The sequence below is a fragment of the Pseudomonas sp. GL_093 genome (genome assembly GCF_057837605.1).
In genome coordinates, this window is record NZ_CM174448.1 from 385,010 (window position 1) to 410,281 (window position 25,272).

The window sequence follows — 25,272 nt, forward strand, 5'->3', positions numbered from 1 at the left end:
CTGTTTGCCTGTGGCCTGCGTCACCGGCCCCCCGACGCCGCCGTCAAGCTGTAACGGCTTTGCCGGACTCTACTGTTAATCGCTGCCAAGACTTGTCAGCACACCGAATCCTCTGATCGAGATACACAAGTGATCGAAAATCTACGCAACATCGCCATCATTGCTCACGTTGACCATGGTAAGACCACCCTGGTAGACAAACTCTTGCGTCAATCCGGCACCCTGGAGCGCAACGAGCTCAACGACGAGCGCGTGATGGACTCCAACGACCAGGAGAAAGAACGCGGTATTACCATTCTGGCGAAAAACACCGCCATCAACTGGAACGGCCACCACATCAACATCGTGGACACCCCGGGCCACGCCGACTTCGGCGGCGAAGTTGAACGCGTAATGTCGATGGTTGACTCCGTTCTGCTGCTGGTTGACGCTCAAGACGGCCCTATGCCGCAAACCCGTTTCGTGACCAAGAAGGCTTTCGAAGCCGGCCTGCGTCCAATCGTGGTCATCAACAAGGTTGACCGTCCAGGCGCGCGTCCGGACTGGGTTCTGGACCAGATCTTCGACCTGTTCGACAACCTGGGTGCTACCGAAGAACAGCTGGACTTCAAAGTCGTCTACGCCTCGGCCCTGAACGGCATTGCCGGTCTGGAACACACCGACATGGCTGAAGACATGACCCCGCTGTACCAGGCGATCATTGACCACGTGCCAGCTCCAAAAGTTGACCGTGACGGTCCGTTCCAGATGCAAATCTCGGCACTGGACTACAACAGCTTCCTGGGTGTTATCGGCGTTGGCCGTATCGCCCGTGGTCGCGTCAAGCCGAACACTCAAGTTGTGGCTATCGACGCCGACGGCAAGCGCCGTAACGGTCGTATCCTGAAGCTGATGGGTCACCACGGTCTGCACCGTATCGACGTTGACGAAGCAGCTGCCGGCGACATCGTCTGCATCAGCGGCTTCGACCAGCTGTTCATCTCCGACACTCTGTGCGACCCACTGAACGTCGAAGCGATGAAGCCGCTGACCGTTGACGAACCAACCGTTTCCATGACCTTCCAGGTTAACGACTCGCCGTTCTGCGGTCGTGAAGGCAAGTTCGTCACCAGCCGTAACATCAAAGAGCGTCTGGACAAAGAACTGCTCTACAACGTTGCTCTGCGCGTTGAAGAAGGCGACACCGCCGACAAGTTCAAAGTCTCCGGCCGTGGTGAGCTGCACCTCTCGGTACTGATCGAAACCATGCGTCGCGAAGGCTTCGAAATGGGTGTTGGTCGTCCGGAAGTGATCATCCGCCTGGTTGACGGCGTCAAGCACGAACCGTACGAAAACGTGACCATCGACCTGCCAGAAGAATCGCAAGGTTCGATCATGGAACAGATCGGTATCCGTAAAGGCGACCTGACCAACATGGTTCCGGATGGCAAGGGCCGTGTGCGCCTTGAGTACAACATCCCGGCTCGTGGCTTGATCGGTTTCCGTAACGAGTTCCTGACCCTGACCTCCGGTGCAGGCATCCTGACCTCGATCTTCGACCGTTACGACGTGATGAAGTCCGGCGACATGTCCGGCCGTCAGAACGGCGTGCTGGTTTCGGTTGCTACCGGTAAGGCTCTGACTTACTCGCTGGAAACCCTGCAAGCTCGCGGCAAACTGTTCCTGGGTCACGGTGAAGACGTGTACGAAGGTCAAATCGTCGGCATCAACAGCCGCGACAACGACCTGGGCGTTAACCCAACCAAAGGCAAGAAGCTCGACAACATGCGTGCTTCGGGTAAAGACGAAACCATCGCTCTGGTTCCGCCTATCCGTTTCACCCTGGAACAAGCTCTTGAGTTCGTGCAAGAAGACGAACTGTGCGAAGTCACTCCTAAGTCCATCCGTCTTCGTAAGAAGATCCTGGGCGAAAGCGAGCGTACCCGCGCTGCCAAGAAAGCCGGTAACTGAGTTTCGACTTAGTTAGCTGCTAAAAAAACGCCCCCGACCGCAAGGTCGGGGGCGTTTTTGTTTGTCTGGCTGTAGCAGCTGTCGAGCTTGCGAGGCTGCGTTCGGCTGCGGAGCAGTCGCAGGCCGGAAAATACGATTTATATGATGCACCGCTGCGTTTAATTTCACGACTGCTGCGCAGCCGAACGCAGCCTCGCTGGGGCTCGACAGCTGCTACGGGGAATCGGGGCGGCTTTAGAACTTCTCGAGGGTCCGACGGCTCTCGCTGCTCTCGCGCGCCACTTCTTTCGGCTTATACGCGCAATACCCAGGCCGCGGACCGATTTTCGGGTGGTTGCGGCAAGTATCCGGGCGCTTTTCATAAATAGTGCACAGACGGCTCTTACGATCCAGGTACAGGCAATCGTTGTTGCTCATGCGCTGAAGGGTGAAGATCTCGGACTTCTGGTTGTAACGCTCGACGATCCCTTCCTTCTGCAAACGCTTGGCGATGTTCTTTGGCGGCTCGCCGCGCTCGAATTCATCGACGATGCCGATACGGATCAGATCCTTGATCTTGACCTCGACCGGCAGGGTGCAGCAGCTGGAAACGCACGAACCACACATCGGGGCGGAGTACTTGGCCCAGGTATCGAGGCGATCGATCTCCGCGGCGGCGATCAGGTTGGACTTCATCATCGGTTGTTACCAGCGTGCATCAGGGCGCGCGATCATACCGGGACTGGTGGATTTTTGAACAACCTTTCGCCAGATTTTTTCGTATTCCGCCCAGTAACACCTGTATTCCGGCACGGGCCCTGCATTCTTTCCGGCACATGAGGTTGTAATGTCGACCTATCTTGCACTATCAGGAAAAACTGCCGAACCAGAGTTCCAACGGCCTGTCAGACCGTCTAGGCTCAGACAATTCCAAGCTCGCTCGAGGTCCTATCGATGACTCAAGAACCACTTGTTCGCGAAGCAGAGGTGGCCGCATTCCGCGACGCCGTCTTGACCAAACTCACCTACGCGGTGGGCAAAGACCCGGATCACGCCTTCGACCACGACTGGTTCGAAGCCATTGCCCTGGCGGCGCGCGATCACATGGTCGAGCACTGGATGGATCACACCCGGCAGATTTACCGCAAAGGTCAAAAGCGGGTTTATTACCTCTCCCTCGAATTTCTGATCGGCCGTCTGCTCTACGACAGCCTGAGCAACCTTGGCCTGCTGGACGTCGCCCGTGAGGCCCTGACTGAACTTGGCGTCGACCTTGAGCGCATCCGCCTGCTGGAGCCCGACGCAGCGCTGGGCAACGGCGGCCTCGGTCGTCTGGCCGCGTGCTTCATGGAAAGCATGTCGACCCTCGGCATTGCCGGCCACGGTTACGGCATTCGTTACGAACACGGCTTGTTCCGCCAGGCCATCGTCGACGGCTGGCAGCAGGAGCAGACCGAACACTGGCTGGATTTCGGTAACCCTTGGGAGTTCGAACGACCAGAGGTCGTTTACCCGATTGGCTTCGGCGGCAGCGTCGAAACCGTCACCGACGAAACCGGCAAGTCCAAGCAAGTCTGGACGCCGGCGGAAACCGTTCGCGCGATTGCGTATGACACGCCGGTCGTCGGCTGGCGCGGGGCGAGTGTCAACACGCTGCGCCTGTGGCGCGCCCGGGCCATGGAAGATTTGCACCTGGAACGCTTCAATGCCGGCGACCACTTGGGCGCCGTGGCAGAAGTCGCCCGGGCCGAAAGTATTTCCCGGGTGCTCTACCCGGCGGACAGCACTGAAGCCGGACAGGAACTGCGCCTGCGTCAGGAGTATTTCTTCGTCGCCGCGTCCTTGCAGGACTTGCTGCGCCGCCATCGCAACATGCACACCTCGGTCCTGACCCTGGGCGATCATGCCGCGATCCAGCTCAACGACACCCACCCTTCGATTGCCGTGGCCGAGCTGATGCGTCAGCTGGTCGACGTTTATGACGTCGCGTGGGATGCGGCATGGCAAGTCACCGTCGACACGCTGTCCTACACCAACCACACGCTGCTGCCGGAAGCGCTGGAAACCTGGCCGGTCGGTTTGATGGAGCGGATGCTGCCGCGGCACATGCAGATCATTTACTTGATCAACGCCCAGCACATCGATTCGCTGCGAGCCAAGGGTATCCATGACTTCGAGGTGCTGCGTGCGGTGTCGCTGATCGAGGAAGACAACGGCCGCCGCGTGCGCATGGGCAACCTGGCGTTCCTTGGCTCCCACAGCGTCAACGGCGTGTCCGGCCTGCACACGCAGCTGATGCGCAAAACGGTGTTCTCCGAGCTGCACAAACTCTACCCGGACCGGATCAACAACAAGACCAACGGCATCACGTTCCGCCGCTGGCTCTACCAGGCCAACCCGGAGCTGACCTCGATGATGGTCGACGCGCTCGGCCCGGATCTGCTGGACAACGCCGAAGAGCGTTTGCTCGGCCTGGAACCGTTCGCCGAGAAAGCCGCGTTCCGCAAGGCGTTTGCCGAACAGCGGTTGCACAGCAAGAAAGCCTTGGCGTACATCATTCACGAGCGACTTGGCGTTGCGGTCAACCCGGCGGCGATGTTCGACGTGCAGGTCAAGCGGATCCACGAATACAAACGTCAGTTGCTGAACCTGTTGCACACCGTTGCGCTGTATCAGGCGATTCGTGCCGAGCCGGAAATCGATTGGGTGCCGCGGGTGAAGATCTTCGCCGGCAAGGCGGCGGCCAGTTATCACCAGGCCAAGCTGATCATCAAACTGACCAACGACATCGCCCGGGTGGTGAACAACGACCCGACGGTGCGCGGTTTGCTGAAAGTGGTGTTCTTGCCCAACTACAACGTCAGTCTGGCGGAAAGCATCATCCCGGCAGCGGATTTGTCGGAGCAGATTTCCACTGCAGGCTTCGAAGCCTCGGGCACCAGCAACATGAAGTTCGGCCTCAACGGCGCGCTGACCATCGGCACCCTGGACGGAGCCAACGTCGAAATGTGCGAACGCATCGGCGCCGAACACATGTTCATCTTCGGCCTCAGCGCTCAGCAGGTTGAAGCGCGCAAGCAGAACCATGAGTTCAACGCGACGCCGGATATTGCAGCATCCCACCGGCTGAATGACGTGCTGCAAGCGATTCGCGGCGGGGTGTTCTCGCCGGATGATCCTTCCCGTTACACAGGACTGATCGATTCGCTGATCGACTACGATCGCTTCCTGGTCTGCGCCGATTTCGACTCTTACTGGGACGCGCAGATGCGCGTTGAAGCCCATTGGCACGATTCGAAGGAATGGTGGCGTTCGGCTGTGTTGAACACTTCCCGGATGGGCTGGTTCTCGTCCGACCGGACCATTCGCGAGTACGCCACGGATATCTGGAAAGCTTTGGAGTAACTTTTAGCAATAATTGCGAGCAAGGCCCGACGGTTGTTGGGCCTGATCGATATACTAAGCGCCGGTTACACCGGGCCAAAGTATGGCTAGGCTCAGTCAAAGGCAATCCAATGTGGGAGCGAGCTTGCTCGCGATAGCGGACGTACATTCAACTTCAATGGTGAATGTACGGGCCCCATCGCGAGCAAGCTCGCTCCCACAAGGTTTGTGTTGTTTCAAACTAGACTGAAGCCAGATGCTGTATTGCCCGGATTTGCCCATCGCGGGGCCACTTAGGGATATCGACCATGCAATGGATGTTCATGCTGATTGGGCTGGTGCTGGGCTGGGTACTCGACGAGTCGTTCAGCGATGCGCTGCTGGGCGGGCTGCTCGGGTTGGGTATTGGCCAGGCCATTCGCATTGGCCGCTTGGGTACACAAGCTGACGAGCAGCGCCGGCTGCTTGAACACGCGCAGGTGGCGCTGAATGCGGTCGAGCAACGTTTGGTGTTGCTGGAGGTGTCAGGCGTCAAGGCGCCGCAAACCAGTGAGCCAGTTGTCAGCGAAGCTGCTGCACCTCCTGAATTCACACTCGACGAAATCCCTGTCGAAGCCCCGGAGCTGATCTGGGAACTCCCTCCCGAACTGGAACCGATCACCACGGCCGCCGCCGAAGCGAGCCGTCCAGCGCCCGTCGATGCCTGGAAACCCGAACCGGTCGCCCGCGAGCCACAACAACCTGCCATCCCGCGTGGCCCGAACTTCATCGACCGCGCCATCAGCGGCGCACGCAACTGGCTGTTCGGCGGCAACACTGTGCTGCGGGTCGGTGTGGTGCTGTTGTTTCTCGGTCTGGCCTTCCTGCTACGTTATGCCACCGAAGGCATGGTGGTACCGATCGAGTTGCGTTACGCCGGTGTTGCGGCGGCGGCATTGGGTCTTCTTGGACTGGGTTGGTGGCTTAGAACACGCAACAGCCATTACGCGTTGATGCTGCAAGGCACCGGGATCGCGGTGTTGTACCTGACCGTGTTTGCTGCGATGCGCCTGCATCCGCTGCTCGACCCTACGGCGGCGTTAGGTCTGCTGGTTGCAGTGACGGTGTTCTCGGCGATCCTCGCCATCACCCAGGATGCCTTGGGCCTGGCTGCCGCTGCAGCGTTGGGCGGTTTTGCCGCGCCAATCCTGACCTCCACCGGCGCCGGCAACCATGTCGCGCTGTTCAGCTACTTCGCCTTGCTCAACGCCGGCATCCTCGCCATCGCCTGGTTCAAGGCTTGGCGGCTTCTTAACCTGATCGGTTTCGTCGGCACCTTCGGCATCGGTTTCGCTTGGGGCCTGCGTTCCTATACCCCGGAACTGCTGTGGAGCACCGAGCCGTTCCTGATTGTGTTCTTCCTGATGTACCTGGTCATCGGTCTGCTGTTCGCCCGGCGCAAGTTGCTGGAAATGAGCGACGCACCCGAGGACGACAGTCGTGAAGCGCTGCTGCACTGGTCGGCGCGCAAGGGCGATTACGTCGACGGCACGATGCTGTTCGGTCCTCCGTTGGTGGGCTTCGGCTTGCAGTTCGCGTTGGTCCAGCACATGGAATTCGCTGCAGCCTTCAGTGCGTTGGCGTTGGGCATGATTTACATGGGGCTGGCACGGCTGCTGATGGGGGGACGAGCGCTGCTGCTGGCGGAAACCTGTCTGGCGCTGGGGGTGATCTTCGCCAGCCTGGCGATTCCGTTGGGGCTCGATGCGCGCTGGACCGCTGCTGCCTGGGCTGTCGAAGGCGCCGGCATCTTCTGGCTTGGCCTGCGTCAGCAACGACCGCTGGCCCGAGCCTTTGCCTTGCTGCTGCAACTGGGCTCGGCGTTGGCCTTCCTCAGTGAACTGCGAATCGGCGAAAGCAGCCTGCTGGAAGGGGCACCGTTGGGCGCGCTGATGCTTGGCGTGGCATTGCTGTTCAGTTTCTACCAATTGCGCAAAGCCTTGCCCGAGCAGACGTCGGAATGGGAGCGCAAAGGGCTGCCGGTGTTGGCCTGCCTCGGCCTGACCTTCCTCTATCTGCTGGCGCCGTTGTTCTTCTTCACTCACGGCACGGCGATCAGTTGGGCGCTGGCGGGGTTGGCGACGTTGTTTGTTGGCTTGCGTCTGCAATCGCGCACGTTCCTGTTCACCGCGTTCGGCGTGCAATTGCTCGGCGGTGCGTTGTTCCTGCTGCGGCTGCAAGGTTCGAGCGGTGAGTCTGGCGCCGTGTTCAGTGCGGGTTGGAACGGTTTGCTGAGCGCGTCGTTGATCGGCCTGGCGCTGATCGCTGGCATGTTGCTGGCGGCGCGCGATGAGATGGTCCGAAGCGACGTGCGATTGCTGCGTGGCTTGTCGGTGGTGCTGCTGGCCGGTCTGGTGTTGATCAATCTGGCGGTGCTGTTCGTCCTGCCTTGGCAAACGGCGAGTGCGGTATGGGCGGCCAGCGGTTTGTTCATCATCTGGCTGAGTCTGTACCTGAAGCAGCGCGTGAGTTTTGTCTTCGGTCTGCTGTTGCAGGTCATCGGCGGCGCGGCGTTCCTGATGGCCAGGCCTGAGTTGCTCGGACCGCTTGCGAGCGAAGGATTGAAGCCTCTGGCTCATAGCGGTTTCTGGACGCCGCTGGTGTTGGGTCTGGCCGCGATGGTTGGCGCCTGGCGCTTGCAGCTCGGCAACCATGCGTCGGCCTTCGATGTGCTGAGCTTGCAGCGTTTGTCCGAAGTGCTGCTGGTGTGGGGCGCTGGATGGTGGGCGCTGGCGTGGATCAGTGAAGTGCTGCGCTTCGCACCGTTGAATCTGCACGCGGCGTTGTTGCTGGCCGTTGCGGCGCTGAGCGTGGCGCTGTGGACAGTCTTGGCGCTGCGCCTGAAATGGTCGTCGCTGGGTTTGCTTTGCACCTTGCTGATGCCTGCGACCGGTTTGGTGTTGTTGGATGCGTGGCACTCGCGTTATCACCCGGCGGCCAATTTTGGTTGGCTGGTATGGGCGGCCGTGTTCGTTGTGCATTTCCTCTCTCTGCGGCGTCTGGCGCCGATGTTGCCGGCGCGCGCCCTCAGTACCGCCCATGTGCTCGGCTGCTGGCTATTGATCGGTGTGTTGGCCCTGGAGCTGCGTTACGGCCTGTTGCTGTTGTCCGAGCAGTACAACGCCTGGCGCTGGTTGGGTTGGGCGATTCTGCCGAGCCTGTATCTGGTGCTGATGGCAGCGCCCCGTGCCTGGCCATGGCCGGTGTCGGCTTATTCGCGCGAATACCGCGTGTACGCGGCGGCCCCGCTGGCGTTGCTGATGCTCGGCTGGTTCTGGCTGGCGAACGTCGTCAGCGACGGCACCGCCGAGCCGTTGCCTTACGTGCCGCTGATCAACCCGCTGGAGTTGGGTCTGCTGTTTGCGCTGTTCGGCGTCTACGTGTGGTCCCGCAGCGCTGTGGCGCAACTGGCGATTCGCAAGGACTATGCCGAACACGCCACGCAACTGATCGCTGGAGCCTCGCTGTTTGTGTTCTTCACGGCGCTGGTGATGCGCACTGCCCATCATTGGGGGGGGGTGCCGTTCGAGCTGGAGGCGTTGCTCGAATCCATGCTGGTGCAGGCCGGTCTGTCTATCGTCTGGACCTTGATGGCCCTGAGTCTGATGATCGGCGGCCATCTGCGTCATCGCCGCGAAGTCTGGCTGATCGGTGCGGCGCTGATCGGTGTGGTGGTGGCCAAACTGTTCTTTGTCGAATTGAGCAACCGCGGCGGACTCGCCCGGATCGTCTCGTTTATCGGCGTTGGTGTGTTGCTGTTGGTGGTGGGCTATTTCGCCCCGTTGCCGCCCAAGCGCGCCGAGGCTGTGCCGGAGGCTGAAAAACCGGCCCCGCAAACCGAAGGAGTGTCGTCTTGAGTCAGAAGCTGAGCCGTGTCTGGTTGGGCGCTGTTGCGCTGGGTGTGGCGCTGTCGGCCAGTGCTCAGGAAAAATTGGCGGACTTCGCCACGCAGGTGCCGTTGTCGGTCAGCGGCGAAGGTCCGTGGTATCGCCTCGAATTGCCGTTGAGCGTGCAACTGAATGCGCGGCAAACCGATCTCAGCGATGTGCGCGTGTTCAACGCCGCCGGTGAGGCTCAGGCGTATGCCTTGGCACGTGCGCCGGCGCAGACCAGCGATAAGCGCACCCTGACCGACGTGAAGTGGTTCCCGCTTTACAACTCGGCGGATTCCACCGAGCACGCACCGAGCGTGAGGGTGCAATCGAGCGCCAACGGCACGCTGGTCGAAGTGCAGCCGTCCAGTCAGCTGGAGGCGGGCGAAGAAATGCTGCGGGGCTGGTTGCTCGACGCCAGCAGCATCAAAGCACCGTTGCAGCAGTTGATCCTCGACTGGACCAGCGAACGCGACGGCTTTCAGCGTTTCACCATCGAAGCCAGCGACGACCTGCAGCATTGGCAGTCGTGGGGCGAAGGGCAGGTGGCACGCCTGACGTTCGCCGACGAGCGGGTCGAGCAACATGAAGTCACCCTGCCGGGTCAGTCGGCCCGGTATCTGCGATTGCTATGGAGCACGCCGCAATCGGCACCGACATTGACCTCGGCGCAACTGCAAAGCGCCAAGACCCGCAGCCTGCCGCTACCGCTTGTCTGGTCGCAACCGCTGGCCGGCAGCAGCGTGAAGGCCGGTGAATACACCTGGCAATTACCCATGGGGCTGAATGTCGAGCGCTTGCAGGTCGAGTTGAGCCAGCCCAACAGTTTGGCGCCAGTAACCTTGTCCGGTCGTCGGGAAAGCAGCCTGCCGTGGCAGTCGCTGGGCAGCGGTTTGCTCTATCGCCTGACTCAAAGTGGCCAGGACGTGGTGCAGAACGAATTGCAGCTGTCAGGGCAAACTGTGCAGCAGTTGAAGCTGACGGTGGACGAGCGTGGCGGCGGTCTGGGGGCCGAGGCACCGACTGTGCGATTCGCCGTGCGCTCCATTCAATTGGTGTTCCTGGCGCGCGGAGCAGGGCCTTATACGCTAGGGCTGGGCAGTGCCACGGTGAAGGCGGCGAGCCTGCCGCTGTCGACGTTGATTCCGGATTACAACGCTGCAAAGTTGGCGACATTGGGCAAGGCTACGGTGGACGGCGGGGCGGTGGCCACGCCGGCGTCGACCGTGACAACGGCTGCGCCGGCGGACACAAACTGGAAGAAATTCGGGTTGTGGGCGGTGCTGCTGCTCAGTGTTTTGTTTCTGGCCTCGATGGCGTTCAGTCTGTTGCGCAAGCCGCCGGTCAAGCCCTGACGGCGGATGCTTTGCATCCCAATCGCGAGCAAGCTCGCTCCCACAGGGTCCGCATTCCTCTGTGGGAGCGAGCTTGGTCCGGGCGGCGTTCCGACGATGGCTGTTTCCAGGTCGGTAAAAATGCCGGTTTCGAACTACGCTCAACCGGGCGCATGAACTCTATTGGGTGTAACACGTCTGATAGGAGGAAATGCGCCCCGACTCGCGTTAAACTGCGCGGGTTTTTAGCCCCCCCATTCCACCGGAGCCTTCCATGTCCCGCGTTACCCTGAGTCGCTATTTGATTGAGCAGACCCGTAGCAATAACACCCCTGCCGATCTGCGTTTCCTGATCGAAGTGGTGGCGCGTGCTTGCAAAGAGATCAACCACGCCGTGTCCAAAGGCGCCCTCGGTGGTGTTCTGGGCAGCATGGGCACTGAAAACGTCCAAGGTGAAGTGCAGAAGAAACTCGACGTGATCTCCAACGAGATCCTGCTCGAAGCCAACGAATGGGGCGGTCACCTGGCCGGCATGGCGTCCGAAGAAATGGACAACGCCTACCAGATCCCGGGCAAATACCCGAAAGGCGCGTACCTGCTGGTTTTCGACCCACTGGACGGCTCGTCGAACATCGATATCAACGCGCCGGTCGGTACTATCTTCTCGGTGCTGCGTTGCCCGAACGAATACCTGAGCCAAAACGAGCCCTTGAACGAAAAGGCTTTCCTGCAGCCAGGCACCGAGCAAGTGGCTGCCGGTTACGCGATCTACGGTCCACAGACCATGTTGATCCTGACCCTGGGCGACGGCGTAAAAGGCTTCACCCTGGACCGCGAAATGGGCAGCTTCGTCCTGACCCATGAAGACATCAAGATTCCGGAGTCCACTCAGGAATTCGCGATCAACGCGTCCAACCAGCGTCACTGGGAAGCGCCGGTACAACGCTACGTCGGCGAATTGCTGGCTGGCGAAGAAGGCCCGCTGAAAAAGAACTACAACATGCGCTGGGTCGCCGCGATGGTCGCGGACGTGCACCGCATCCTGACCCGTGGTGGTCTGTTCATGTACCCACGCGACAGCCGCGAGCCGTCCAAGCCGGGCAAGCTGCGCCTGATGTACGAAGCCAACCCGATGTCGTTCCTGGTTGAACAGGCCGGCGGCGCTTCCACCGATGGTCATCAGCGCATCCTCGACATCAAGCCTGACGGCTTGCACCAGCGTGTCGCGGTGTTCCTCGGTTCGAAAGAAGAAGTCGAACGCGTCACGGCTTACCACAAGGAATAAACCATGACCGCGCCCTGGCAGCCGTTGCTCGAATGGTGGTTCGGAACGCTCGAATCCCCCAACGAAGTATCGGCTGACAAGGGCAAGTTATGGTTCGGCAAGCGCGACAGCCAGGACCTCGAAGCGCGCACGCGTTTCGGGGACTGGGTCGAGCAGGCACTGGCCGGCGGATTGACCGAGTGGGCGCAACGCCCCGAAGGTTGGCTGGCTCTGGTGCTGCTACTCGACCAACTCCCGCGAATGATCTATCGCGACACTCCCAAATCCTTTTCAGGCGATCTCAGGGCTCAGGCACTGGTGGCGCAAGGCATTGCTGCGGATTTCGATCGGCAGTTGCGGCCGATCCAGCGGGTGTTCATCTACCTGGTGTTTGAGCATTGCGAGAATCTGGCGGTGCAGAACGAAGCGGTTTCGCGATTTATCGATCTGGTGGCGCAGCAGCCTGAGGCTGATCGGGCGGTGTTTGCCGATAACCTGGATTATGCCGAACGGCATCAGAAAGTGATTGCGCGGTTTGGACGGTTTCCGCATCGCAATGCGGTGTTGGGAAGGGAGTCTACGGCTGAAGAGCTGGAGTTTCTTTCGGGGCCTGGTTCAAGGTTCTAAATCTTCATCGCGGCTGATGCCGTCATCGCGAGCAAGCTCGCTCCCACACTTGATTTGTGTCATGCACAAATCCCCTGTGGGAGCGAGCTTGCTCGCGATGAGGCCAGTGAGAGCGCCTTAGATCCGGAAGCTGCCAACCAACTGCTTCAACCGCGCCGCCTGCTGCTCAAGATCCGAACACGCACGCAACGTTGACTGCAAGTTCTCCACGCCTTCCTGATTCAGCGTGTTGATCTCGGTAATGTCGACGTTGATCGACTCCACCACAGCCGTTTGCTCTTCCGTCGCAGTGGCCACCGACTGGTTCATCCCGTCGATCTCACCGATACGCTGAGTCACGCTGCCCAGACGTTCGCCCGCCTGGTTGGCGATGCCAACGCTGCTTTCGCTTTGGCGCTGGCTGTCGGTCATGGTGATCACGGCTTCCCGGGCGCCGACTTGCAGTTCCTCGATCATCTTTTGCACTTGCTGCGCCGAATCCTGAGTACGGTGCGCGAGGTTGCGCACTTCGTCCGCTACCACGGCAAAACCACGACCGGCTTCACCGGCACGGGCCGCTTCGATGGCGGCGTTGAGTGCCAGCAGGTTGGTCTGCTGGGAGATGCTGGTGATCACTTCCAGAATCTGCCCGATGTTCACGGTGTTGCTGTTGAGCGTTTCGATGTTGCCGCACGAATCGCTGATCTTCGCCGAGAGCTGCTGCATCGCCGCGATGGTTTTATCCACGACTTGCTGACCGTCTTCGGCCAATGCGCGAGCATCGCTCGAATGTTGAGAGGCGAGGGCGGCGTTCTGGGCGATTTCCTGTGCGGCGGCGCCCAGCTCGTTGATGGCGGCGGCGACGCTGCTGGTGCGCGAGGCTTGCTGGTCGGAGTTGAACATCGACGAGTTCGACGCGGCAACCACACGCAAGGCGACTTCATTGACCTGGCCGGTGGCCGAGGACACTTCGCGAATCGAGGTGTGAATACGCTCCACAAAACGGTTGAACGAGGTGCCCAGCGCACCGAATTCGTCCTGGCCGTGGATGGTCAGGCGTTTGGTCAGGTCACCTTCGCCTTCGGCGATGTCATGCATGGCGCGGCCCATGGTCAGCAGCGGTTGCATCAGGAAGCTGATCAACATGCCCAGAAACGCGATGATGATCACCACGGCAATGACCATGGCGATGATCGCCGAAGTGCGGAATTCGCTGAGCATCGAGAACGCGGTGTCCTGATCCAGCACCAGCGCCACGTACCAGTCTGCCGAGGGCACACCGTTGACGTGGGTAAAGGAGATGAATTGAGTCTTGCCGTCGATCTCGACTTCTTTCATGCTCGGGCTGACTTTCGGCGCGCCGTTTGGGTAGGCGTCGGTCAGGCTCTTGAGCACCAGCTTGCTGTCCGGGTGGATCAGGATCTTGCCGTCGGCGCTGACGATAAACGCATGGCCGTGGCCGCCGAAGTTCAGCGAGTTGATGATCGCGCTGACGCTGGACAGGTCGATGTCTGCGCCGGCGACGCCGATCATTTGATTCTGATGTTTCACCGGGGTGGCAACGGTGATCACCAGTTTGCCCGACGACGCGGCGATGTACGGTTCGGTGACGATGGTCTGTTGCGCACCGTTGGCCGCCTTGTACCAGCCACGGGCACGGGGGTCGTAATCCGCGGCACGATTGCCGGCCGGAACCGAGAACATCACGCCATCGGTGCCACCGAAGTAGCTCAACTGAAAATTGCTGGTGTAGGCGGGCAGGTCGATGGCGCGCTTGAGGTTGGCCTGGGCGCTGCCGTCCACCGCGATCTGCTGGGACAGCGATTGCAGCAACTGAATGCGGCTGTCCAGCCAGGTCTGGATGTTGCTGGTGGTCAGGCTGCCGAGTTCCTGCATCGAGGATTCGGTACTGCTGCGCAGGGTTTGCCGCTGGCGGTAGTCGTTGAAGAGGATGAAACAAGCGAATGCAACGGCCACCACGAGGGCGGCAGCCAACAAGATCTTGTGGCTGAACTTCATGTTTCTGGTCATTAAATGAGCTACCGCGGAGAGGCTGGTCAACAAAGGGGCGTCAATTTGCCACAGTCGTGGGCATTGCGCTGCTTTTATGTCGACTGACCGGCGTCAAAGATTAGGCGGATTTTTGTGAAAACCGACGAAATACTCAATAGCGAAAGAAAGATGCTGATTTTTCGAAACAAGGCAGACGAGCGGCCTGATAAATAGCCGGCCGGCCAGGGAACCAGACAGGGGTTTTCTCTTCTAAGCTTCAGCTTGGCAGCCATGCCATTCCCCTTCGCCCCAGGAGCTACACCATGTCGCTGCGTTCTATCGCCCTGCTTTCGTTCTGCGTGTTGTTGGCCGCTTGCAGCAAGATCAATCAGGAAAACTACTCGAAGCTGTCTTCAGGCATGCCCAAGGCCGAGGTAGAAACCTTGCTGGGCAAACCCGCTGATTGCTCGGGCGCGCTCGGCATGTCCAGTTGCACTTGGGGCGACAAGAACAGCTTTATCAGCGTGCAGTACGCCGGTGACAAAGTGCTGATGTTTTCCGGCCAAGGCCTGAAGTAATCCGGGGCTATGCGCCCACGGGAGAAAAACAATGAAACGGTTACTGATAGTCCTTTTAGCCGGCCTGGTATTGGCCGGCTGCGCCACTTCCGGCGTAGATCCGTTGGCACCGAAAACCGTCAACAGCGTCAATCTCAAGAAGTACCAAGGGACCTGGTATGAGTTGGCTCGTCTGCCGATGTATTTCCAGCGCAACTGCGCGCAATCCGAAGCCCATTACACGCTCAAGCCTGACGGCAAGGTGTTGGTGCTCAATCGCTGCCTGACGGCAGACTGGCAATGGGAAGAGGCCAAAGGCGTGGCCTGGCCACAGGAGCCGGGCAAAACCGACAAGCTGTGGGTCGAGTTCGATACCTGGTTTTCGCGGTTGATACCGGGTACGGCGAAGGGAGAGTACTGGGTGTTGTACGTCAGCGATGACTACAAGACCGCCATTGTTGGCGACCCGAGCCGCAAGTATCTCTGGCTGCTGTCACGGACCCCGACGGTCAATGGTGTAGTGCGTGAGGAACTGCTGAGCAAGGCGCGTCAGCAGGGTTACGACACCACGCGACTGATCTGGCGCGCGACCGATACGCAGATGGCCAAGACCTCGAACTGACGGTTAGTAGAGAACAAATGTGGGAGCGAGCTTGCTCCGGGCGGCGTTCCGACGATAGCGGCCCCTCAGTCAACATTGATGTTGAATCTGACGGCCCCATCGCGAGCAAGCTCGCTCCCACAGGTTTTTGGGTTAGCCAAGTAATTCGCGCAGGACTTGGGTGAACGCCCGATTGCTCTCTTCTTCGCCCGCATGATGCCCATCGCGCACAACCCACTGGCCATTGACCAGCACATCCCGCACCTGGCGATCACCGCCGGCAAACAACCAACGATTGAGAATCCCGTCGCCACTGGCCGTCGCCAGGTACGGATCGTTGCCATCCAGCACCAGCCAATCCGCACGTTTGCCAACTTCCAGCGCACCAATCGACTGACCCAGTGCTTGAGCGCCGCCATCCAGAGCCGCGTCGTACAGCGTGCGACCAACCATCGGCTGATCCGCGCCATACAAACGATTACGCCGTTGGTCGCGCAGACGCTGGCCGTATTCCAGCCAACGCAATTCTTCCACCACGCTCAAAGACACATGGCTGTCGGAACCGATGCCCATGCGCCCGCCCTGAGCGAGGAACTCCACCGCCGGGAAGATACCGTCGCCGAGGTTGGCTTCGGTCGTCAGGCACAGGCCGGCGATGGCGCGACTCTTGGCCATCAGCGTGACTTCTTCCGGGTTGGCGTGGGTCGCGTGAACCAGGCACCAGCGCTGATCGACCTCGGTGTTTTCGTACAACCATTGCAGCGGACGGCGGCCGCTCCAGCTCAGGCAGTCATCGACTTCTTTCTGCTGTTCAGCGATGTGAATGTGCACCGGGCACTGCTGGTCGCTGGCGGCCAGCACTTCGCTGATTTGTTGTGGTGTTACCGCGCGCAACGAGTGGAAACACAAACCCAGCGACTGCGCCGGTTGCTGCGCCAGGATCGGCTGCAAGCGCGATTGAAGCCTGAGGTAGTTTTCGGTGCTGTTGATAAAGCGGCGCTGGCCTTCGTTCGGGGCCTGGCCGCCGAAACCGGAATGACTGTAGAGCACCGGCAGCAGCGTCAGGCCGATACCGGCGGAGCTGGCGGCCTGGCTGATACGCAGCGCCAGCTCGGCCGGGTCCGCGTAAGGCTGGCCGTTGGTGTCGTGGTGTACGTAATGAAATTCCGCGACCGAGGTGTAACCGGCCTTGAGCATTTCGATGTACAGCTGACGGGCGATGACGCCGAGTTGATCCGGGCTGATTTTTCCGACGAGGCGATACATCAAATCGCGCCAGGTCCAGAAACTGTCATTCGGATTCCCCGCCACTTCCGCCAGCCCGGCCATGGCCCGCTGGAAGGCGTGGGAGTGTAAATTCGGCATACCCGGCAGCAGCGGACCGCTTAGCCGTTCGGCGCCATCTGCGTTGGAATCGGCCTGGATATGGGTCAACACGCCATCGGCGCTGACCTCAAGACGTACATTGTTGGCCCATCCACTAGGCAGCAGCGCGCGTTCGGCAAAGAAGGCGGACATGGTTCAGCACCCCATCGTGTGTTATTTGTATATACATATACAGACGTTTGCCTGCTCGGTAAACTCCGGCAAGCTATGTGGCTTGTATGGTTAGTTCGTCAGTTCAAGTTCGGATGCCAGAAATTCAGAGCCAAGGCGCTGCGACGAGTCATAGCTGGCTATGGCGAGGAGCAGCAACGCAGGATCTGGATTTCTGGCGCCGAAATTGACTGACAGAACTAACCATACGAGCCACATTCCCCTGACAAATGAACAAGGATTAACCGTGCCAACTCCGTCTGCCACATTGCCGCCGAATGCCAATCTGAGCGCCAATCTGGGCGACAGTCCGGCGCCCTTGTACGCCCGCGTCAAACAGATGATCACCCAGCAAATCGACAGTGGAAACTGGCCGCCGCACTACCGCGTTCCGTCGGAAAGCGAGCTGGTCAACCAACTGGGTTTCAGCCGCATGACCATCAACCGCGCCCTGCGCGAGATGACCGCCGACGGTCTGCTGGTGCGCATGCAGGGTGTCGGCACGTTCGTCGCCGAGCCGAAAAGTCAGTCCGCGCTGTTTGAAGTGCACAACATCGCCGACGAAATCGCCTCCCGTGGCCATCGCCATACGTGCAAAGTCATCACCCTCGAAGAAGAGGCCGCCGGTTCCGAGCGGGCACTGGCACTGGACATGCGCGAAGGCCAGAAAGTCTTTCACTCGCTGATCGTGCATTTCGAAAACGATATCCCGGTGCAAATCGAAGACCGGTTCGTCAACGCACTGGTGGCTCCGGACTACCTCAAGCAGGACTTCACCCTGCAAACGCCATACGCCTATCTGAACCAGGTCGCGCCGCTGACTGAAGGCGAGCATGTGGTCGAGGCGATTCTGGCCGAAGCCAGCGAGTGCAAATTGCTACAGATTGAAAAGGGCGAGCCGTGCCTGCTGATTCGTCGCCGCACCTGGTCCGGCCGTCAGCCAGTGACTGCCGCCCGTTTGATCCACCCCGGTTCCCGTCATCGTCTGGAAGGGCGGTTCCATAAATAGAGAGCCATAAATGAGTGAGATGAAGGTTCTACGCGCAGTTGATTACCCACGCATGCCATGGAAAAACGGCGGCGGCAGCACTGAAGAAATCACCCGTGATGGAGGTGCTGGCCTTGAGGGTTTCGGCTGGCGTCTGTCGATTGCCGATATCGGCGAGTCGGGCGGTTTCTCGACATTCGCCGGCTATGAGCGAGTGATCACTGTGTTGCAAGGCGAGGGCATGACCTTGCGGGTTGATGGCCAGGACACGCAGCCATTGTTACCGCTGGACCCATTTGCTTTCAGCGGCGAGAGCCAGGTCTCCTGCGCATTGCTCGGTGGGCCGATCCGCGACTTCAACCTGATTTATGCACCGCAGCGTTATAGCGCACGATTGCAGTGGCTGGACGGCGAGCAGCGGTTTTTCAGCTCGGCAGGCACCGTGCTCGTGTTCAGTGTCACCGACGAGCTTGAAGTGAAGGTTGGTAACAGCGCCTCACAACTCGGTCGCCATGATTGCCTGCAACTCGACGGTAACGTTGGTCTGCTGGAAGTCTCCAGTAACGGCCCGTGCTGTGTGATCGAACTGATCGCACGCTGATTCAAAATCCCCAAAAGATCGCAGCCTCCGGCAGCTCCTACATTGATCGTGCACACCACAAATTTTGTGGATGGACATCGAACTGTAGGAGCTGCCGAAGGCTCGGGCCGCGTTCGGACGATCTTTTTGCTTTCCAGCGTTCCCGAATGCGCACCAACTTGTTACCGAACGCCCCAGCGTGGCGCAAAACCCCGCTCAAGTAACAGCTGTAACCCTCCTCGCAGAATCCCCCCGAAAAATTTCATCTGTCCCGGAACCCTTGATCCAGGCGCTTTCCAGCCCTTTCAAAACTTTTCTTGAACACTCATTCAGCAAGTTGGCCGCTTGATTGCATATGCTTGTATGTACAAGTAAAGACGTATGCGTATGAGTCGATCGAGACTCCTCGCAACGCCCACTGATTCAGGTTTGGATTGATCGCTGAGGAGTCTCTTTCGTGACTGACAATAAAATGACCAAGTTTCGTGACGTTGAAATCCGCGCTGCCCGCGGTAACACGCTGACCGCCAAGAGCTGGCTGACTGAAGCGCCGCTGCGCATGTTGATGAACAACCTCGACCCGGAAGTCGCCGAGAACCCTAAAGAACTGGTGGTTTACGGTGGTATCGGTCGTGCGGCACGTAACTGGGAATGCTACGACAAGATCGTCGAAAGCCTGACCAACCTGAATGACGACGAGACCCTGCTGGTGCAATCCGGCAAGCCGGTCGGCGTGTTCAAGACCCACAGCAACGCCCCGCGCGTACTGATCGCCAACTCCAACCTGGTGCCACACTGGGCGAGCTGGGAACACTTCAACGAACTGGACGCCAAAGGCCTGGCCATGTACGGCCAGATGACCGCCGGCAGCTGGATCTACATCGGCAGCCAGGGCATCGTTCAAGGCACCTACGAAACTTTCGTCGAAGCCGGTCGCCAACACTACAACGATGACCTGAAAGGTCGTTGGGTCCTGACCGCAGGCCTCGGCGGCATGGGCGGCGCTCAACCTCTGGCCGCTACCCTGGCCGGCGCTTGCTCGCTGAACATCGAATGCCAACAAGTCAGTATCGACTTCCGTTTGAACAGCCGTTACGTCGATGAGCAAGCCACCGACCTCGACGACGCTCTGGCACGTATCGCCAAATACACCAAAGAAGGCAAAGCGATTTCCATCGCCCTGCTGGGCAACGCGGCTGAAATCCTGCCGGAACTGGTCAAGCGCGGCGTGCGCCCGGACATGGTCACCGACCAGACCAGCGCCCACGACCCGCTCAACGGTTACCTGCCAGCCGGCTGGACCTGGGAAGAGTACCGCGCTCGCGCCAAGACCGAGCCAGCCGCTGTCGTCAAAGCCGCCAAGCAATCCATGGCCGTGCACGTTAAAGCGATGTTGGACTTCCAGAAGATGGGCATTCCGACCTTCGACTACGGCAACAACATCCGTCAGATGGCCCAAGAAGAAGGCGTCGAGAACGCATTCGACTTCCCAGGCTTCGTACCCGCTTACATCCGTCCGCTGTTCTGCCGCGGTATCGGCCCGTTCCGTTGGGCTGCACTGTCGGGCAACGCCGAAGACATCTACAAAACCGACGCCAAAGTAAAAGAACTGATCCCGGACGACGCCCACCTGCACAACTGGCTGGACATGGCGCGCGAGCGCATCAGCTTCCAGGGTCTGCCGGCACGTATCTGCTGGGTTGGCCTGGGCCTGCGCGCCAAGCTCGGTCTGGCATTCAACGAAATGGTTCGCAGCGGTGAATTGTCCGCGCCAATCGTGATCGGTCGCGACCACCTGGACTCCGGTTCGGTCGCCAGCCCGAACCGCGAAACCGAATCCATGCAAGACGGTTCCGATGCCGTATCCGACTGGCCACTGCTCAACGCTCTGCTCAACACCGCGAGCGGCGCGACCTGGGTTTCCCTGCACCACGGCGGCGGCGTCGGCATGGGCTTCTCCCAGCACTCGGGCATGGTGATTGTCTGCGACGGTACTGACGAAGCGGCCGAGCGTATTGCTCGCGTCCTGCATAACGACCCGGCTACCGGTGTCATGCGTCACGCCGATGCGGGTTATCAGATCGCGATCGACTGCGCCAAGGAACAGGGTCTGAACCTGCCGATGATTACCGGTAAATAAAAAACCCTGTGGGAGCGAGCCTGCTCGCGATGAGGGCGGAACATTCAACATCTGCGTTGACTGAAAAACCGCTATCGCGAGCAGGCTCACTCCCACAAAAGCCAACACAACAACCGGTATATCCAGAACAATCCACAGAGGTTGAATCATGGCTGTTAACAGCGATCGTGCAGGCAGTAAACCGTTGATCGAGAAACGTTCGATCGACTACATCCCGGAAGCGGAAAGACACGGTCGTCTGTTGAGCCAGTTCACCCTGTGGATGGGTGCCAACCTGCAAATCACCGCGATTGTCACCGGGGCCCTGGCCGTGGTGCTGGGCGGTGACGTGTTCTGGTCGTTGATCGGTCTGTTGATCGGTCAACTGCTTGGCGGTGGCGTAATGGCGCTGCATGCGGCGCAAGGGCCCAAGCTTGGCCTGCCGCAGATGATCTCCAGCCGGGTACAGTTCGGCGTTTATGGCGCGGCCATCCCGATCGTGCTGGTCTGTCTGATGTACCTCGGTTTCACCGCAACGGGAACCGTGCTTTCCGGCCAGGCGCTGGGCCAGTTGTTTGGCGTCAGTGACAGCGTTGGCATCCTGATCTTCGCCAGTGTCATTGTGCTGGTGACGGTGCTCGGTTATCGGGTGATCCATTGGATCGGCCGTGTCGCTAGCGTCATTGGTGTGATTGCCTTTGTTTACCTGTTCAGCCGCCTGATGAGCCAGACGGACGTGGGTGCACTCCTGCAGATCCGCCACTTCAGCTGGAGCAGCTTCCTGCTGGCGGTGTCGCTCGCGGCGTCCTGGCAGATCGCCTTCGGTCCTTACGTGGCTGACTATTCACGCTACCTGCCGAGCAAGACGTCTTCGGTGAAAACCTTTTTCGCCGCTGGCGCGGGTTCGGTGATTGGCGCACAAGTGGCGATGATCCTCGGCGTGTTTGCCGCCGCCTCGGCCAACGGCCAATTCGCCGGCCATGAAGTGGCCTACATCGTTGGTTTGGGCGGTACCGGTGCCACCGCTGCGTTGCTGTATTTCAGCATCGCGTTTGGCAAGGTCACCATCTCCACGCTGAACTCCTACGGCAGCTTCATGTGCATTGCGACCGTCATCAGCGGTTTCCGTGGTGATCTGAAAGTAACGCGCTTGCAGCGTCTGGTCTTCGTGCTGGTCATCGTCGGTGCTGCGACCCTGATGGCGTTGCTCGGTCAGCACTCGTTCCTCGGTGCGTTCAAGTCCTTCATCCTGTTCCTGCTGGCGTTCTTTACGCCATGGAGCGCGATCAACCTGGTGGACTACTACTGCATCACCCGCGAGCGCTATGACGTACCGGCGCTGGCCGATCCGAATGGTCGCTACGGCCGTTGGAACGTCCTCGGTATCAGCGTTTATGTCTTCGGTGTGCTGGTGCAGTTGCCGTTCATCTCCACCAAGTTCTATACCGGTCCGCTGGTGGCGGCCCTGGGTGATGTGGATATTTCCTGGATCATCGGTCTGGTGCTTCCCGCAGCCCTGTATTACGTGTGCGCGAAAAAATGGCACAGCGCAGTACCCGATCACCTGATTCTGCCGGTCGAGCAGGACAGCAATGCAGCACCTATAACAAGCGGGGCCGGTCGCGCTGCGGCGCAGGCCTGATTGGACGTGGACAGGGCTGGATGCCTCTTGACTGCCGTAAGCCAACTCATGATTAGGAGCGTCACTACAATGAAATCGAACAAGACCCTGCTGACCACATTGCTTTCCATGGGCCTGCTGGCCAGCGCCGGCGCCACTCAGGCGGCGGGTTGGTGCGAGTCGGGCAAGCCGGTGAAATTTGCCGGCCTGAACTGGGAAAGCGCCATGCTGCTGACCGACGTGCTGCAAGTCGTGTTGGAGAAAGGCTACGACTGCAAGACCGACAGCCTGCCGGGCAACTCCATCACCATGGAAAACGCCCTGAGCAGCAACGATATTCAAATCTTCGCCGAAGAGTGGGTTGGCCGTAGCGAAGTCTGGAACAAGGCCGAGAAGGCCGGCAAGGTCGTCGGTGTCGGCGCCCCGGTCGTGGGTGCTGTCGAAGGTTGGTACGTGCCGCGTTACGTGATCGAAGGCGACGCCAAGCGCAAGCTGGAAGCCAAGGCACCGGACCTGAAAAACATTGCTGACCTGGGCAAGTATTCCGCTGTGTTCAAAGACGCCGAAGAGCCATCCAAGGGCCGTTTCTATAACTGCCCGGCCGGCTGGACCTGTGAACTCGACAACAGTGAAATGCTGAAAAGCTACGGCCTGGAAAGCACCTACACCAACTTCCGTCCGGGCACCGGTCCGGCGCTGGATGCCGCGGTGCTGTCGAGCTACAAGCGTGGCGAGCCGATCCTGTTCTACTACTGGTCGCCAACCCCGCTGATGGGCCAGGTGGACTTGGTCAAACTCGATGAGAAACCAGGCGTGAACAAGCAAGTGACCATCAAGGTCGGCCTGTCCAAGACTTTCCACGAGCAAGCCCCGGAACTGGTGGCGGTGCTGGAGAAGGTCAACCTGCCAATCGACCTGCTCAACCAGAACCTCGGACGCATGGCCAAAGAGCGGATCGAGTCACCAAAACTGGCGAAAATCTTCCTCAAGGAACATCCTGAAGTCTGGCACGCATGGGTGAGCGAAGACGCAGCCAAAAAGATCGACGCGGCCTTGTAGGTTGAGCCTCTCCGACTGCCCTGAGCGGCAGTCGGGTGCTTGATCGCAACCCCTTGATTGAGAGTCTCTTATGTTTCCCGAAAGCTTTACCTTTTCCATCGCCGACTGGGTCAACAGTTGGGTCGATTCGCTGGTTACCAACTACGGCGATGTGTTCCGGCAGATCTCTGACACGCTGCTGTGGGCCATCGTCAACCTTGAAGGCCTGCTGCGTGCGGCACCCTGGTGGTTGATGCTCGCCATCGTCGCGGGCGTTGCCTGGCACGCGACCCGCAAGGTCGTGACCACGGCCGTGATTGTCGGCTTGTTATTCCTGGTGGGTGCGGTCGGCCTCTGGGACAAGCTGATGCAAACCCTGGCGCTGATGATGGTGGCGACGATCATTTCGGTGCTGATCGGCATTCCACTGGGCATTCTCTCGGCGCGCAGCAATCGCCTGCGTTCGATCTTGATGCCGCTGCTGGACATCATGCAGACCATGCCGAGTTTCGTGTACCTGATCCCGGTGCTGATGCTGTTCGGCCTGGGCAAAGTCCCGGCGATTTTCGCCACTGTGATCTACGCCGCACCACCGCTGATCCGCCTGACTGATCTGGGCATTCGCCAGGTCGACGGCGAAGTGATGGAAGCGATCAACGCCTTCGGTGCCAACCGTTGGCAGCAACTGTTTGGCGTGCAACTTCCGCTGGCCCTGCCGAGCATCATGGCCGGGATTAACCAGACCACCATGATGGCCCTGTCGATGGTAGTGATTGCCTCGATGATCGGTGCGCGTGGCTTGGGCGAAGACGTGTTGGTGGGGATTCAGACCCTCAACGTCGGACGTGGTCTTGAGGCGGGTCTGGCGATCGTGATTCTGGCAGTGGTTATCGACCGTATTACTCAGGCGTATGGTCGGGCACGGCATGAGGTGAGCAAATGAACAACGAAGCCATCAGCAAGATCGAAGTCAAAAACGTCTTCAAGATTTTCGGCAACCGTTCCAAGGATGCGCTGGCCATGATCGGCCAGGGCAAAACCAAGGATCAGGTGCTGTCCGAAACCGGCTGCGTGGTCGGCGTGAACGACTTGTCCCTGAGCATCGGCACCGGCGAGATCTTCGTGATCATGGGCCTGTCGGGTTCCGGCAAGTCGACCCTGGTGCGCCACTTCAATCGCCTGATCGACCCGACCAGCGGCGCGATCCTGGTGGACGGCGTGGACATCCTGCAATACGACATGGAAGCCCTGCGCGAATTTCGCCGGCACAAGATCAGCATGGTGTTCCAGAGCTTTGGCCTGCTGCCGCACAAGACCGTGGTGGATAACGTCGCCTACGGCCTGAAAGTGCGTGGCGAGACCAAGCAAATGTGCTCCGAGCGCGCGCTGCACTGGATCAACACCGTGGGCCTCAAGGGCTACGAAAACAAATACCCGCATCAGCTCTCGGGCGGCATGCGTCAGCGTGTGGGCCTGGCCCGTGCCTTGGCGGCAGACACCGACATCATCCTGATGGACGAAGCCTTCAGCGCCCTCGACCCGCTGATTCGTGCGGAGATGCAGGACCAGTTGCTGGAACTGCAAAAGACCCTGCACAAGACCATCGTCTTCATCACCCACGACCTCGACGAGGCCGTGCGCATCGGCAACCGGATTGCGATTCTCAAGGATGGCCGCCTGATTCAGGTGGGTACGCCAAGAGAGATCCTGCATTCGCCGGCGGATGAGTATGTCGATCGGTTCGTTCAGCGACGGGCTGCGGTGGTTTAAGAGATTTGCGGTGTCTGTGCCGGCCCCATCGTCGGAACGCCG

The 25,272-nt window shown here is 59.7% G+C and carries 18 protein-coding genes; 15 read left to right on the forward strand and 3 right to left on the reverse strand.

Annotated elements, in window-relative coordinates; all coding sequences use genetic code 11:
* Positions 1–129 precede the first annotated feature (129 nt).
* Complete coding sequence (typA, locus tag AC3IUE_RS01755) at positions 130–1,950, forward strand: translational GTPase TypA (RefSeq protein WP_046045570.1); 1,821 nt, start codon at positions 130–132, stop codon at positions 1,948–1,950.
* 234 nt (positions 1,951–2,184) lie between these two features.
* Here the strand turns inward: typA and AC3IUE_RS01760 are convergent, their stop codons facing one another.
* Positions 2,185–2,628 carry a YkgJ family cysteine cluster protein gene (locus tag AC3IUE_RS01760; protein ID WP_046045571.1) on the reverse strand — a complete coding sequence of 148 codons (444 nt, stop codon included), beginning with the start codon at positions 2,626–2,628 and terminating at the stop codon, positions 2,185–2,187.
* Positions 2,629–2,883: 255 nt separating this feature from the next.
* On the opposite strand from AC3IUE_RS01760, the gene AC3IUE_RS01765 reads away from it, so the two are divergent.
* From AC3IUE_RS01765 to AC3IUE_RS01785, 5 genes are all read left to right on the forward strand, one after another.
* The gene (locus AC3IUE_RS01765; RefSeq protein WP_489265219.1) at positions 2,884–5,334 is read left to right on the forward strand and encodes a glycogen/starch/alpha-glucan phosphorylase; all 2,451 of its coding nucleotides are present in this window, start codon (positions 2,884–2,886) and stop codon (positions 5,332–5,334) included.
* A gap of 287 nt (positions 5,335–5,621) precedes the next feature.
* Positions 5,622–9,209, forward strand: a complete 3,588-nt coding sequence (locus AC3IUE_RS01770; protein WP_489265221.1) for a DUF2339 domain-containing protein — start codon at positions 5,622–5,624, stop codon at positions 9,207–9,209.
* Positions 9,206–10,579, forward strand: a complete 1,374-nt coding sequence (locus AC3IUE_RS01775; RefSeq protein WP_489265223.1) for a DUF3999 domain-containing protein — start codon at positions 9,206–9,208, stop codon at positions 10,577–10,579. The genes AC3IUE_RS01770 and AC3IUE_RS01775 overlap by 4 nt, the downstream gene beginning before the upstream one ends.
* Before the next feature lie 253 nt (positions 10,580–10,832).
* Positions 10,833–11,843 (forward strand): class 1 fructose-bisphosphatase, encoded by a 1,011-nt coding sequence (locus AC3IUE_RS01780; protein WP_056741101.1) that lies wholly within the window; start codon positions 10,833–10,835, stop codon positions 11,841–11,843.
* A 3-nt stretch (positions 11,844–11,846) separates the two neighbouring features.
* Complete coding sequence (locus tag AC3IUE_RS01785) at positions 11,847–12,449, forward strand: DUF924 family protein (protein ID WP_489265225.1); 603 nt, start codon at positions 11,847–11,849, stop codon at positions 12,447–12,449.
* A gap of 117 nt (positions 12,450–12,566) precedes the next feature.
* On the opposite strand, the gene AC3IUE_RS01790 is transcribed toward AC3IUE_RS01785, so the two are convergent.
* Positions 12,567–14,459, reverse strand: coding sequence for a methyl-accepting chemotaxis protein (locus AC3IUE_RS01790; protein ID WP_489265227.1), 1,893 nt, complete (start codon positions 14,457–14,459; stop codon positions 12,567–12,569).
* 284 nt (positions 14,460–14,743) lie between these two features.
* Here AC3IUE_RS01790 and AC3IUE_RS01795 point away from each other — a divergent pair, with 284 nt between their 5' ends.
* Entirely contained in the window at positions 14,744–14,998 is a 255-nt protein-coding gene (locus tag AC3IUE_RS01795; protein ID WP_033055306.1) for a lipoprotein, read from the forward strand.
* Between the two features lie 31 nt (positions 14,999–15,029).
* Complete coding sequence (locus tag AC3IUE_RS01800) at positions 15,030–15,599, forward strand: lipocalin family protein (protein ID WP_489265229.1); 570 nt, start codon at positions 15,030–15,032, stop codon at positions 15,597–15,599.
* A 132-nt stretch (positions 15,600–15,731) separates the two neighbouring features.
* Here the strand turns inward: AC3IUE_RS01800 and AC3IUE_RS01805 are convergent, their stop codons facing one another.
* Complete coding sequence (locus AC3IUE_RS01805; protein ID WP_489265231.1) at positions 15,732–17,096, reverse strand: formimidoylglutamate deiminase; 1,365 nt, start codon at positions 17,094–17,096, stop codon at positions 15,732–15,734.
* A 358-nt stretch (positions 17,097–17,454) separates the two neighbouring features.
* On the opposite strand from AC3IUE_RS01805, the gene hutC reads away from it, so the two are divergent.
* The 7 genes from hutC to AC3IUE_RS01840 all read left to right on the forward strand — a co-directional run bounded on the left by hutC (position 17,455) and on the right by AC3IUE_RS01840 (position 25,230).
* Positions 17,455–18,123, forward strand: coding sequence for a histidine utilization transcriptional repressor HutC (gene hutC / locus AC3IUE_RS01810; RefSeq protein ID WP_236713266.1), 669 nt, complete (start codon positions 17,455–17,457; stop codon positions 18,121–18,123).
* A 10-nt stretch (positions 18,124–18,133) separates the two neighbouring features.
* Positions 18,134–18,703 (forward strand): HutD/Ves family protein, encoded by a 570-nt coding sequence (locus AC3IUE_RS01815; RefSeq protein WP_489265233.1) that lies wholly within the window; start codon positions 18,134–18,136, stop codon positions 18,701–18,703.
* Positions 18,704–19,154: 451 nt separating this feature from the next.
* Positions 19,155–20,822: a urocanate hydratase gene (gene hutU, locus AC3IUE_RS01820; RefSeq protein ID WP_162247439.1), complete on the forward strand. Its 1,668-nt coding sequence runs from the start codon at positions 19,155–19,157 to the stop codon at positions 20,820–20,822.
* Positions 20,823–20,970: 148 nt separating this feature from the next.
* A complete protein-coding gene (locus AC3IUE_RS01825) occupies positions 20,971–22,443 on the forward strand; it encodes a purine-cytosine permease family protein (protein ID WP_489265235.1) in 1,473 nt (490 codons plus the stop codon).
* Positions 22,444–22,512: 69 nt separating this feature from the next.
* Positions 22,513–23,481 (forward strand): ABC transporter substrate-binding protein, encoded by a 969-nt coding sequence (locus AC3IUE_RS01830; protein WP_046045583.1) that lies wholly within the window; start codon positions 22,513–22,515, stop codon positions 23,479–23,481.
* A gap of 70 nt (positions 23,482–23,551) precedes the next feature.
* Positions 23,552–24,403, forward strand: coding sequence for an ABC transporter permease (locus AC3IUE_RS01835; protein ID WP_415758288.1), 852 nt, complete (start codon positions 23,552–23,554; stop codon positions 24,401–24,403).
* On the forward strand, positions 24,400–25,230 hold the full coding sequence (locus AC3IUE_RS01840; RefSeq protein ID WP_008149478.1) for a quaternary amine ABC transporter ATP-binding protein: 831 nt from the start codon (positions 24,400–24,402) through the stop codon (positions 25,228–25,230). Before AC3IUE_RS01835 ends, AC3IUE_RS01840 begins: the two co-directional genes overlap by 4 nt.
* Positions 25,231–25,272 lie beyond the last annotated feature (42 nt).